The 11,027-nt window shown below is 68.1% G+C and carries 10 protein-coding genes; 1 reads left to right on the top strand and 9 read right to left on the bottom strand.

Annotated features, from left to right (window positions below; translation table 11 throughout):
* Nucleotide 1: 1 nt before the first annotated feature.
* The 5 genes from B5Y19_RS16080 to B5Y19_RS16060 form a co-directional block, all read right to left on the bottom strand.
* Nucleotides 2-778: an amino acid ABC transporter ATP-binding protein gene (locus tag B5Y19_RS16080; RefSeq protein ID WP_079591317.1), complete on the bottom strand. Its 777-nt coding sequence runs from the start codon at nt 776-778 to the stop codon at nt 2-4.
* 41 nt (nt 779-819) lie between these two features.
* Nucleotides 820-1,923 (bottom strand): amino acid ABC transporter permease, encoded by a 1,104-nt coding sequence (locus B5Y19_RS16075; protein ID WP_055727820.1) that lies wholly within the window; start codon nt 1,921-1,923, stop codon nt 820-822.
* A 4-nt stretch (nt 1,924-1,927) separates the two neighbouring features.
* Nucleotides 1,928-3,043 (bottom strand): amino acid ABC transporter permease, encoded by a 1,116-nt coding sequence (locus B5Y19_RS16070; protein WP_055727819.1) that lies wholly within the window; start codon nt 3,041-3,043, stop codon nt 1,928-1,930.
* 67 nt (nt 3,044-3,110) lie between these two features.
* A complete protein-coding gene (locus B5Y19_RS16065; protein WP_055727818.1) occupies nt 3,111-4,139 on the bottom strand; it encodes a transporter substrate-binding domain-containing protein in 1,029 nt (342 codons plus the stop codon).
* A 35-nt stretch (nt 4,140-4,174) separates the two neighbouring features.
* Nucleotides 4,175-5,386 carry a trans-sulfuration enzyme family protein gene (locus B5Y19_RS16060; protein ID WP_055727817.1) on the bottom strand — a complete coding sequence of 404 codons (1,212 nt, stop codon included), beginning with the start codon at nt 5,384-5,386 and terminating at the stop codon, nt 4,175-4,177.
* 80 nt (nt 5,387-5,466) lie between these two features.
* On the opposite strand from B5Y19_RS16060, the gene B5Y19_RS16055 reads away from it, so the two are divergent.
* Complete coding sequence (locus B5Y19_RS16055; protein ID WP_055727816.1) at nt 5,467-6,363, top strand: LysR substrate-binding domain-containing protein; 897 nt, start codon at nt 5,467-5,469, stop codon at nt 6,361-6,363.
* Nucleotides 6,364-6,470: 107 nt separating this feature from the next.
* Here B5Y19_RS16055 and B5Y19_RS16050 read toward each other — a convergent pair whose 3' ends face one another.
* The 4 genes from B5Y19_RS16050 to argH are packed head-to-tail and all read right to left on the bottom strand — an operon-like array spanning nt 6,471 to nt 11,026.
* Nucleotides 6,471-7,496 (bottom strand): SIS domain-containing protein, encoded by a 1,026-nt coding sequence (locus tag B5Y19_RS16050; protein ID WP_244555612.1) that lies wholly within the window; start codon nt 7,494-7,496, stop codon nt 6,471-6,473.
* Entirely contained in the window at nt 7,489-8,436 is a 948-nt protein-coding gene (locus tag B5Y19_RS16045) for a carbohydrate kinase family protein (protein ID WP_055727814.1), read from the bottom strand. The genes B5Y19_RS16050 and B5Y19_RS16045 overlap by 8 nt, the downstream gene beginning before the upstream one ends.
* Nucleotides 8,433-9,509 (bottom strand): ABC transporter ATP-binding protein, encoded by a 1,077-nt coding sequence (locus B5Y19_RS16040; RefSeq protein WP_055727813.1) that lies wholly within the window; start codon nt 9,507-9,509, stop codon nt 8,433-8,435. Before B5Y19_RS16040 ends, B5Y19_RS16045 begins: the two co-directional genes overlap by 4 nt.
* Nucleotides 9,509-11,026 (bottom strand): argininosuccinate lyase, encoded by a 1,518-nt coding sequence (gene argH / locus B5Y19_RS16035; RefSeq protein WP_055727812.1) that lies wholly within the window; start codon nt 11,024-11,026, stop codon nt 9,509-9,511. Before argH ends, B5Y19_RS16040 begins: the two co-directional genes overlap by 1 nt.
* Between the last annotated feature and the right edge of the window lies 1 nt (nt 11,027).

Raw genomic sequence — 11,027 nt, 5'->3', positions numbered from 1 at the left:
GTCAGTGCAGGATCTGGCTGAGGAAGAGCTTGGTGCGCTCGTGCTGCGGGTTCCTGAAGAACTCGTCCGGGGTGTTCATCTCGACGATCTGGCCGGCGTCCATGAAGATCACCCGGTCGGCGACCTGGCGGGCGAAGCCCATCTCATGGGTGACGCAGAGCATGGTCATGCCCTCCTCCGCCAGCGACACCATGGTGTCGAGCACCTCCTTCACCATCTCCGGGTCGAGCGCCGAGGTCGGCTCGTCGAACAGCATGATCTTCGGGCTCATGCACAGCGAACGCGCGATCGCCACGCGCTGCTGCTGCCCGCCCGAAAGCTGGCCCGGATACTTCGCCGCCTGCTCCGGGATCTTGACGCGCTTGAGATAGTGCATCGCGATCTCCTCGGCGTCCTTCTTGGGCATCTTCTTCACCCAGATCGGCGCCAGCGTCAGGTTCTCCAGGATCGTCAGATGCGGGAACAGGTTGAAGTGCTGGAACACCATGCCGACGTCGCGGCGGATCTCGTCGATCTTCTTCAAGTCGTTCGTCAGCTCCGTCCCGTCGACGACGATCTGGCCCTTCTGGTGCTCCTCCAGACGGTTGATGCAGCGGATCATCGTCGACTTGCCCGAGCCAGACGGACCGCAGATCACCAGCTTCTCGCCCCGGCTGACCTTCAGGTTGATGTCGCGCAGCACGTGGAACTCGCCATACCACTTGTTGACGCCCGTCATCTCGACCGCCGTCGCCGTGTTCAGCGAGGTCGGCTTCAGCGCCGCGGGCCGCGTGTCCATCATCTTCGTTTCTGCCATTGCCATGGTCATGGAGACCTCTCCTAGCGAGCAGCGGGGCCGCGCCGCTCCAGAAAATCAGCAAAGCGGGCGAATGAGAAGGACAGGGCGAAGAAGATCGCGCCGATGAAGAGAAAGGTTTCGGCCGCCGGCGACGGCCAGGCCGGATCGGCCAGCGCCGCCTTGCCGGAGCTGATCAGGTCGAACAGCCCGACCACGAGCACGAGGCTGGTGTTCTTGATCATCACGATGATCGTGTTGGCCAAAGCCGGGATCACCACCCTGATCGCCTGCGGCAGGATGACGAGATATTGCGTGCGCCAGAACGGCAGGCCGAGTGCCGCAGCCGCCTCGTACTGCCCCTTCGGGATCGCCTGCAGCCCGCCGCGGATGACTTCTGCGAGATAGGCCGCAGCAAAGATGGTCAGGGCGACGAGGGCGCGCACGAACTTGTCGGGCAGCAGCGCCTCCGGCAGGAACAGAGGCAGCATGATCGAGGCGACGAAGAGGATCGAGAGCAGCGGCAGGCCGCGAACCGACTCGATCGCGATAACCGCGGCGATCCGCACGGCCGGCATCGTCGAGCGGCGGCCCAGCGCGAGCAGGATCCCGACCGGGAAGGCGATGCCGATCGCGACGACGGTGAGGATCAGCGTCACCGGCAGGCCGCCCCAGGCGGAGGTCGGCACCTCTTCGAGGCCGAGCCCGCCGCCCATCAGCCAGGCGATCAGCGCGAGCGCCCCGATCCAGAGCCCGAGCAGACGCGGCGTCCAGCTCGCCGGCCGGACCGACCATCCGAGCAAGGCCAGGATCATGAGGCAGACGAGGGCCGGCCGCCAGCGCTCCGCGACCGGGTAGATGCCGAACAGCAGCTGGCCCGACTTGGCGTAGATGAAGCTCCAGCAGGCACCGGACGCGGCGCGGCAGGCGGCTGGATCCGGATTGAAGAGGACGGCGTCGAGCACCAGCCAGCGCAGCATCGGCGGCACGGTGACGGCGAGCATCGCGCCGAAAGCCAGCGTCAGGCCGGCATTCAGCGGCGAGCCGAACAGCAGCCCGACAGTCCGGCGCAGCGAGGCCAGGAGCGGTGCGGACCAGGCCTGCGCCGGCACGGGCGCCTCGGAGAGAGGGAGCGAAATCGTCTTCACGGGGTCAGCGTTCCACGATGGCGATGCGGCGGTTGTACCAATTGGCCGCGCTCGACAGGGTCAGGTTCAGGGCGAGGTAGACGCCCAGGATGATGAAGACGCCTTCGATCGAATGGCTGGACTTGCTGATGATGGTATTCATCACCGCAAGGAAATCCGGGTAGCCGACAGCGATCGCCAGCGTCGAATTCTTGACGACGTTGATGTACTGGCTGTTGAGCGGCGGCACGATCACCCGCAGCATTTGCGGGATCACGATCAGCCGCAGGATCTGGGTCCGGGACAGGCCGACCGAGCGGCCGGCATCCCATTGCCCCGGCCCCACCGACAGGACGCCGCCTCGCACGATTTCGGCGATGAAGCCGGTGGTGTAGAGCGTCAGGCCGATCAGGATCGTGCTGAGCTCCGGTGTCAGCTCCAGCCCGCCCTGGAAATTCGAACCCGCGAAGACCGGCCAGTCGGTCGAGAAGCCGGCATCGGCGACCCAGAGGCCGAGCAGCAGCATTGCGGCAGCGGCCCAGCTCAGGGGGGACCGGAAGCGGCGCAGGACCCCGGCCATCCGGGCGACGAGCACGAGCAGCCCGGCAAGGGCGATCAGGACGACTCCCGCCGTTTCCATGTCGACATGCACGCTCGGCACCATGACGCCGCGCATCGAGGCGAAGACGCCGGGTATCGGATTGAGCGCCTCGCCGACCGGCGGGAGGACCTTCCACCAGAGCGAATAGAGGAAGATCAGCAGGACGATCGGCGGCGAGTTGCGGGCGATCTCGACCCAGACCCGGCAGGTGCCGGCAGCGAGCGGATTGCTGCTCAGCCGGGTCACGCCGACGATCAGGCCGAGCACCGACGAGAAGACGATGACCAGCGCGGAGATGAAGACCGTGTTCGCCAGCCCGACGACGATCGCCCAGTAATACGGGTCGCGCGACTTGTAGGAGAGGATCGCCTCGGAGATCACGATCCGGGACGGCGTCGTCAGGAAGTCGAACCCGATCGGGATGCCGCGCATCTGCAGGTTCGTGAAGGTCGTGGTGACGAGCAGTGTCGCGGCGCCAATGACGGCCGCCACCAACAGGCATTGAATGACGATCGATCTCGCCCTGGCATCGCTGAGCATGCCGCTCTCCCCTTATCCGGCTTGGTCATCGAACGGGGGAGCGTTCGTCGCGCTCCCCCGGCAGAGGCTAGTCCCAGGGATAGGGGTAGTTCAGGCCGCCATCCTTCCAGAGCGCGTTCATGCCGCGATCGACCTTGAGGGGGCTGGCCTTGCCGAGATTGCCGTCCCAGATCTCGGCGTAGTTCCCCATCTGCTTGACGACGTTGTAGACCCATTTGTCGTCGAGCCCGAGCGCCTTGCCGAAGCCCGCCTCCTGGCCGAGCACCCGCTTGATCTCGCTCGATCCGGATTTCAGCTTCTCGTCGATGTTCTTGGCGGTGATGCCGTGGAGCTCGGCCCAGAGCAGGGCATTGATCGTCCAGCGCGTGATGTCGAAGAGCTGGTCGTCCCCGCGCGCGACCGCGACGCCGTTCGGCTCGGCCGCATGGCCCACCTTGATGATGTCGTAGTCGTCCGGGTTCTTGGCCACCGAGGCGCGCTGGCCGGCGGCGGCCGTGCCATCGGTCACATAGGTGTCGCAACGGCCGCCGAAGAAGGCATCGCGCGCCTGGATCGTCGAGTCGAAATAGACCTTCTTCATCGTGATCCCGTGCTCTTCCTCGGTCTCCTCGATCGCCTTCTCCGTCAGGCTGCCGCCGCCCTGGAGGCAGACCGTCTTTCCGGCGAGCTGCTTGGGGTCGGTGATCCTGTCGGCCTTGCGCACGAGCAGGCCGTCGGTGTCGTAGAGCGTGATCCAGACGAAGCGGACCACCGTGTCGCGCGAGAGGGTGATGGTCGAGGTCCGCGACAGCACGTCGATCTCGCCGGTCTGCAGCGCCGGGAAGCGCTGGCCGGCATTGAGCGGCACGAAGCGGATCTTGTCCTTGTCGCCGAGGATGGCCGCCGCGAAGGTCCGGCAGATATCGGAATCGAAGCCGCGATAATAGCCGTTCTCGTCAGGCCGCGAGAGGCCGGGCACGCCCTGGCTCGCACCGCAGCTGACATAGCCGCGCTGCTTGATCTTGTTCACGACGCTCTGCGCGCCGGCCTCGCCGGCGCCTGCCGTCAGGCCGGCGGCGGCAAGCGCCGCGCCGAGCAACACTTTCAATCTTGTCATGGCTGTCTCCGTTCCCCGTTTTGAGTTTGCTATGGTTATTCAGCCGCCCTGCGGCCCACCGCCTTCGACGCCGTCGCGAATTCCGCGAAGGGGGCGAAGGCCTGCTCGAGATCGCCGATCAGGTCCTCGAGCGCTTCCAGGCCGATCGACAACCGCCAGACCGGCCCCGATGGCAGCCAGTCGAGGCTGGTCCGACCTTTCCGCGGGTCGTTGACCGCGATCAGCGAATGAACACCGCCCCAGCTCGCGCCGAGCTTGAAGAGGCGCATCCGCCTCAGAACCTCGTTCTGCAAGGGCGCGAGCTCGGGCCGCAGCACGATCGAGAACACCGCGGCCGCGCCCGCGAAATCCCGCTTCCACACCGCATGCCCGGGATGGTCCGGCATGGCCGGGTGCAGGATCCGGGTGACCTCGGGCCGCCTCGATAGCCAGCTCACGATCTCGACCGCCGTCGCGGCGGCATGGCGCATCCGGACCGGCATGGTCATCAGGCCGCGCTCGCACAGCGCGCAATCTTCCGGCGAGACGCCGTAGCCGAGGAAGCGCGCCGTATCCTTCAGGCGCCGGAACAGGCCTTCGTCCCGCACGGCGAGCGAGCCCATCAGCAGGTCGCCATGCCCGCCTGCATGCTTCGACAGGGCCTGCATGCTGATGTCGACGCCGTGGGCCAGCGGCTTGAACAGGAGGTGCGAGGCCCAGGTGTTGTCGGCGGCGACCAGCGCGCCCGCCTGGTGGGCAGCCGCGACGATCGCCGGCACGTCCTGGACCTCGAAAGTCCCCGAGCCTGGCGATTCCACCCAGACCAGCCGCGTGCGCTCGTCGAGAAGCCCCGCGATTCCGGCATCGAGCCGCGGGTCGTAGGATTGTGCGGCGATGCCGAGCGGCCCGAGGAAGCGCAGGATCATGTCCCGCGCCGGGCCATACAGCGTCTCGGGCATCAGGATGCGGTCGCCGCTCCGGCACACCGCCATCGTCGCCAGCGTCATCGCCGCCATGCCGGACGGCACGACGAGCGCCCTCGCCGCCCCTTCGAGCCGGGCGATATGGTCCTCGAGAAGCCGGCTCGTCGGCGTCCCGTAAAGCCCGTAGCTGAAGCCGTCATAGACGCGCTCCGCCCGGGTCTCGAACGCCTCGAGATCGTCGAAGACGATGGTCGAAGCGCGCTCCACCGGCATCGCGACCGCCTGGAACGGCTGCCGCGAACGCTCGGGCGGGTGAATATGCGAGGTGTCGTCGGATGTCGTCATGGGCAGACGCTAGCCGAGCCTGTACATTGCCATCTATGACCGCATCGATAGACTCGATCCGATTTTGATATGGCTTGCCCATGAACCTGCGCGACATCGACGTCTTCCACGCGATCATGACCAGCGGCGGAGCCGGGGCCGCGGCGGCTTTGCTCGACACGTCCCAGCCGGCGATCAGCCGCTCGCTCGCCAAGCTCGAAGCCGAGCTCGGCTTCAGCCTTTTCGACCGGATCCGGGGCCGGCTGGTGCCGACCCGGGAAGCCCTGCTCTTCCACGCCGAGGTGAAGGCCAATCTGGTCGGCCTCGACCGCCTCAAGCTGCGGGCCGCCCAGATCAAGGAGGTCGGCGCCGGGACCATCCGTGTCGCCAGCCTCTCTGCGCTCGGGCACGGCCTGGTCCCGCGGGCCATCACGGCATTCTCGCGCAAGCACCCGCAGGTGCGGATCAGCTATCAGGTGCGCACCTCCAATGTCGTTCGCGACCTGGTGGCATCCGGCAGCTTCGACATCGGCCTGGCAGCGGACGAGATCGACACCAACGGTGTCCTGTACAGCGTCTTCACCACGCCGCGTGCCGTCTGTGTCATGCCGCTGGGCCATCCGCTGGCGAGCCGGGCCGTGATCACGCCCGCTGACCTGGACGATCAGGGCTTCCTGGCGCTGGCACCGGAGGACACGGTGCGGCTCGCCATGGACAGGATCTTCGCGGAGCACGGCGTCCAGCCCCGCATCCTGGTGGAAACGCCCTATGGCGTGACCATCGCTATCCTGGCGGCACAAGGCCTCGGCATCGGTCTCGTCAATCCGTTCATCATCGCCGACAAGATGATTCAGGGCATCGCCGTTCGGCCCTTCGAGCCGGCCGTCCATTTCAGGGCGCTCCTGCTCAGGCCGCCGGACGGCGTGAACTCTGGCCTGGTTTCAGATTTCATGGCGGAGCTCTATGCCGTTCGCAACGCCTTCGGGGTTGCCGATTGAACCGGTAACCGGAACCAGGCCCCGGCGCAGCGAGCTGGCGAGGCCGGCCTCTCGAGACAAGCCGGCAGTCGTGAGCGCAAAGGCGCGGCGGCCGCCCGCCGCCCCTCTCACCGCGTCTGCGTGACCTTCCGCAGATGAGGCGGTCTGTCGGGGTCCAGCCCGCGCGCCGCCGCGAGCGCGGCGACGCCGCCATAGAAGGCGCGCACCTGCACGAGCGGCGTCAGCGCAGCCGGGACATCGGGTGGCATCGGCAATGTGGTGGCGGCTGCCGCACCGTCCCCGGCATAGGCGACGGTGGCGCCATGTCCGGCGAAGGCGGCTGCGACCGAACGGGTGCTGTCGCTCCCCTCATCCGCCGGGTCCAGAACCAGCACCGGAAAACCGGGGCCTGCCAGCGCCATCGGCCCATGCAGCACTTCGGCGGCGCTGAAGGCCTCGGCATGGATGCGACAGGTCTCCTTGAATTTCAGCGCCATTTCCTGAGCGATACCCAGTCCAAGCCCGCGGCTGATGACGTAGAGGCTCGATGCCTGCCGCAAGGCGGAAAGCGGGGTCGACCAGTCGCAGGCGCCGGCCTCGGTCAGGAGGCGCGGCGCGTGCTCCAGCGTCGACAGGAGCGCCGGATCCTCGCTCCAGACGGAGACGAGATGCAGGAAGGCGACGCAGGTGGCGAGGAAGCTCTTGGTGGCGGCGACGCTGTGCTCCGGGCCGGCATGGAGCGGCACCAGCACGTCCACGAGGCCGGCGAGCGGGGACGCCTCGTCGTTGACGAAACCCACCACGAGCGCGCCGCCACGCCTGGCCGCTTCCGTCAGCCGCAGGGCGTCGGGACTGCGGCCTGACTGCGAGACGGCGATGAAGAGCGCGCCGGAGAGATCGAGGCGCCCATCATAGACCGAAGCGAGGCTCGGCCCGAGCGAGGCGACGGGAAGCCCGAGCGTGCGTTCGATGAGATATTTGCCATAGGTCGCGGCATGGTCGGACGAGCCGCGCGCGCAGGTCGCCACGAAAGCCGGCGGCTTGCGGCGCAGGCGCTCGGCCAGCGCGGCCATGATCTCCGCGTTCGCGGCGAACTGGCCGGCGGCGATATCGGCCGCTTCGGCGGCCTCGCGGGTCAGGAGCGCTTCAGGCATCGACGCGATCATGCTTCGCGAGCAAGGCTTCGCTGATTCCGGCGACGCGCTCGCGCGACAGCCTCATGCCGGCGCCGCCGACGCCTTGGACTGAAAGGGTACCACAGGCAATGCCCTCGGCGAGCGCAGATGCCGCTGGCCGGCCTGCGAGCCAGGCGGCGACGAAGCCGGCATTGAAGGCATCGCCCGCCCCGGTGGTGTCGAGAACCGGCCCTCCCTGCGGCGCCGGCAGCCTGAGGCTCGTCTCGCGCTGGTAGAGCCGCGCCCCCTGTTCGCCATCCTTGATGACGACGACGGGGAAATGACGCGCGAGCCTGGCACCGGCCTGGTCGAGGTCGTCGCAATCGGTGATGGCGCGAGCTTCCGCGGCGTTGGGCAGGAAGAAATCGGTGCCGTTCGCGCGCTGGACGAGATCGGGGTCGCGGATCCAGGCATCGTCCCAGCTCGGATCGAGCGAGACGGTGAGGCCGGCGCGCTTGGCCGCGGAGATCAGCTCCGGGATCTCGGCGAGCGTCGCGAATTCGGCGATGTGGAGATGGCGCACCGCGGGATCGGCCAGCGCCGCGCCCAGGGTAGCGGGGCGCGCCGTGCCGGCCCGGCGGGAGAGGAAGGCGCGCTCGCCGCCCTGCACCATCACCACGGTCGGCTGCGGGCCGGCTTCCGGCGCGCGCTCGAGCCAGCGCAGGTCGACGCCGCTCTCCGCCAGCGCCGGCGCGATCGCATTCGAGAGCGGGTCGACGCCGATGCGCGACAGCAGGGCCGCAGGCGCGCCGAGCGAGGCCAGATGCGCCGCCGTGATGAAGCCGCCGCCCCCCGGCACGACCGCGACCTCGCGCGCGAAACGCTCCTCACCCAGCTGCGGCAATGCGTCGAAGCCGCGGAAGACGATGTCGCAATAGAGCCGGCCGATGCTCAGGACGAGATGGCGTTCGGCGCTCATAGCGCCCGCTCGCTCGCGGCATCGAACAGGGTGAGCGCCGAGGCGGGCGCGCCGAGACGCACGATCTCGCCCACGGCCGGCGGCGCCTTGGCGGGGGCCGAGGCGAGGATGAGTCCGCCGCCATGCTCGACATGCACGAAGGTCTCGGAACCCAATGGCTCGATGACCGCCGCCTTTCCGCTCAGGACGAGGTCGGAAGCCTCGCCGTTCGCCAGCACGCGCAGCTGCTGCGGTCTCACGCCGACCAGGAGATCGGCCGGGACGGTGCCCATTGCGGTCGGCAGGGCGAGCGGCTGCTCTCCGAGGGCGAGAGTCGTGGCGCCGGCCGCCGTTGTCGCCCGTGCCGGAAGGATGTTCATCGTGGGCGAGCCGATGAAGCGGGCGGTGAAGACATCGGCCGGCTTCTCGTAGAGCTCCATCGGCGCTCCGACCTGGAGGATGCGGCCATCGCGCATCACCACGATGCGGTCGGCCAGCGTCATCGCCTCGACCTGGTCATGGGTGACGAAGACGATGGTGCGACCGAGCCGCTGGTGCAGCCGCTTGATCTCGAGCCGCATCTGCGCGCGCAGCTGCGCGTCGAGATTGGAGAGCGGCTCGTCGAAGAGGAAGGCGGCAGGGTCGCGCACCATGGCGCGCCCGATGGCGACGCGCTGGCGCTGGCCGCCCGACAGGGCCGAGGGCTTGCGCTCCAGCAGCGCCTCCAGCCCGAGGATGCGCCCGGTCTCCTCGACGCGGCGGCGCTTCTCGGCCTTGTCGAGCTTGGCGGTGTAGAGCCCGAAGCCGATATTCTCGGCGACGCTCATATGCGGGTAGATCGCATAGTTCTGGAACACCATGGCGATGTTCCGCTCCTTCGGCTCGAGCCGGTTGACCGCCCGGCCGCCGATCGAGATCGTGCCGCCGTCGATCTCCTCCAGCCCCGCGATCATGCGCAGCGTGGTGGACTTGCCGCAGCCGGAGGGGCCGACGAAGACGACGAACTCGCCGTCCTCGATCGTGAGGTCGATGCCGTGGACGACCTGCGTCTTGCCGTAGCGCTTGACCAGGCCCTGAAGCTCTATCGCCGCCATCAGGCCGCTCCCATCAGATCCGCGAAGGCGGCGTCGAGTTCGTGGTGAGCCGAAGCTTCGCGGGCGGCGGTCGCGGTCGCGGCCAGCTCGGCCGCAGCGAGGGCGCCGCGATATCCGGCGATGGCGCTGGTCAGCGCCTGCGGCCCCGGCCCGCCGAAGCGCTCGCGCACCGCGACGAAATGCTCGGGCGAGACGGCTTCTGCAAAAGCAGCCTCGTTCAACTGCGGCTCGCGGCCGGCATGCTGGCGGAAGGCGCTGCGGAACGGGGCATAGCCATCGCGCGGCAGGTCGCCATCGGCCGCAACCACGGCGCGGGCGACATCGGCTGCGATCTCATGGGCCGTGCGGAACGAAAGGCCCTCAGTGCGTACCAGCGTGTCGGCGAGCTCGGTGATGGTGATGCAGGAGCGGCGAATGTTCTCGGCGACGCGCCGGCCATCGACCTGAAGCGCCGGCAGCAAGGCTGCGAGGAGGTCGAGCACGCGCTCGCCCGTGGCGAAGGCCTGGTAGCCGGCCTCGTTGGTCTCGCCTTCGGCGTCGTTCATGTCGGTGAAGGGCGTGTTGTGGACGATGTCGCGCATTATCCGGGCTCGCGCCATCGTCTGCGACGCCAGGTGCCGCAGATGTTCGATCGGCACCGGATTGCGCTTCTGCGGCATGATCGAGGAGATCTGCACGAAGGCGTTGGGGACGTAGAGCTGGCCGACCTCGAAAGCAGTCCAGACCTGCAAATCCTGGATCAGCCGGCCGAGATGCAGGAAGACGAGCTCGACCGCCGAATAGGTCGCGGTGGCATAATCGATTGCGGCGATGCAGCCATAGGAGTTCTGCAAGGGCGCGGCGAAACCGAGCAGATGCGCGACGCGGGCGCGGTCGAGCGGGAAGCCCGAGGTGGTGATCGCGGCCGCGCCCATCGGCGAGAGATCGAGCAGGGCGCGCGCCTGCACCAGCCGCTCATGGTCGCGCAGCATCACTTCGATGGCAGCCGAGAGGTAATGGCCGAAAGTGGTCGGCTGCGCCGGCTGGCCATGGGTGTAGGCGACGATCAGCGTCGCCTTCTCGCGCTCGGCCAGACCAAGCGCAGCCGTGATCAGCGCGCGCAGCTTGGCCGCGAGCCGGTCGAACTTCGGCTTCAGGGCCAGCTTGAACAGCGTGTGGTCGATATCGTTGCGCGAGCGGCCGGTGTGGAGGCGGCCAGTGTCGTCGGCTGGCAGGCGCTTCTTCAGCTCCGCCTCGATCAGGAAGAAGAAATCCTCGACCGTGCCGTCATAGCTCAACCCGGCCGGGTCGATCTCGGCGTCGATCTCGGCCAGGGCGCGGGCGATCCGGCCCGCAGTGGCGCGCGGCAGGATTCCGGTCTCGGCCAGCATGACCAGATGGGCGCGGTCGATCGCACGGAAGCCCGCGACGTGATGCGTCTTCGCGCCGTCGAAGAGCGGCCGCAGCACGGTCTCCTTGTAGACCGGATCGGGAAAGACGGACGCGTCGCGCGCCCTCGGATCGTCATGCGTGGTCATC

Source organism: Allobosea thiooxidans (genome assembly GCF_900168195.1).
Taxonomy (GTDB): Bacteria; Pseudomonadota; Alphaproteobacteria; order Rhizobiales; family Beijerinckiaceae; genus Allobosea; species Allobosea thiooxidans.
This window is presented reverse-complemented; position numbering and strand designations above follow the sequence as displayed.

Coding starts and splice junctions, on each gene's coding strand:
- B5Y19_RS16080 (WP_079591317.1), bottom strand. CDS start 778: ATGGACACGCGGCCCGCGGCGCTGAAGCCGACCTCGCTGAACACGGCG.
- B5Y19_RS16070 (WP_055727819.1), bottom strand. CDS start 3,043: ATGCTCAGCGATGCCAGGGCGAGATCGATCGTCATTCAATGCCTGTTG.
- B5Y19_RS16065 (WP_055727818.1), bottom strand. CDS start 4,139: ATGACAAGATTGAAAGTGTTGCTCGGCGCGGCGCTTGCCGCCGCCGGC.
- B5Y19_RS16060 (WP_055727817.1), bottom strand. CDS start 5,386: ATGACGACATCCGACGACACCTCGCATATTCACCCGCCCGAGCGTTCG.
- B5Y19_RS16055 (WP_055727816.1), top strand. CDS start 5,467: ATGAACCTGCGCGACATCGACGTCTTCCACGCGATCATGACCAGCGGC.
- B5Y19_RS16050 (WP_244555612.1), bottom strand. CDS start 7,496: ATGCCTGAAGCGCTCCTGACCCGCGAGGCCGCCGAAGCGGCCGATATC.
- B5Y19_RS16045 (WP_055727814.1), bottom strand. CDS start 8,436: ATGAGCGCCGAACGCCATCTCGTCCTGAGCATCGGCCGGCTCTATTGC.
- B5Y19_RS16040 (WP_055727813.1), bottom strand. CDS start 9,509: ATGGCGGCGATAGAGCTTCAGGGCCTGGTCAAGCGCTACGGCAAGACG.
- argH (WP_055727812.1), bottom strand. CDS start 11,026: ATGACCACGCATGACGATCCGAGGGCGCGCGACGCGTCCGTCTTTCCC.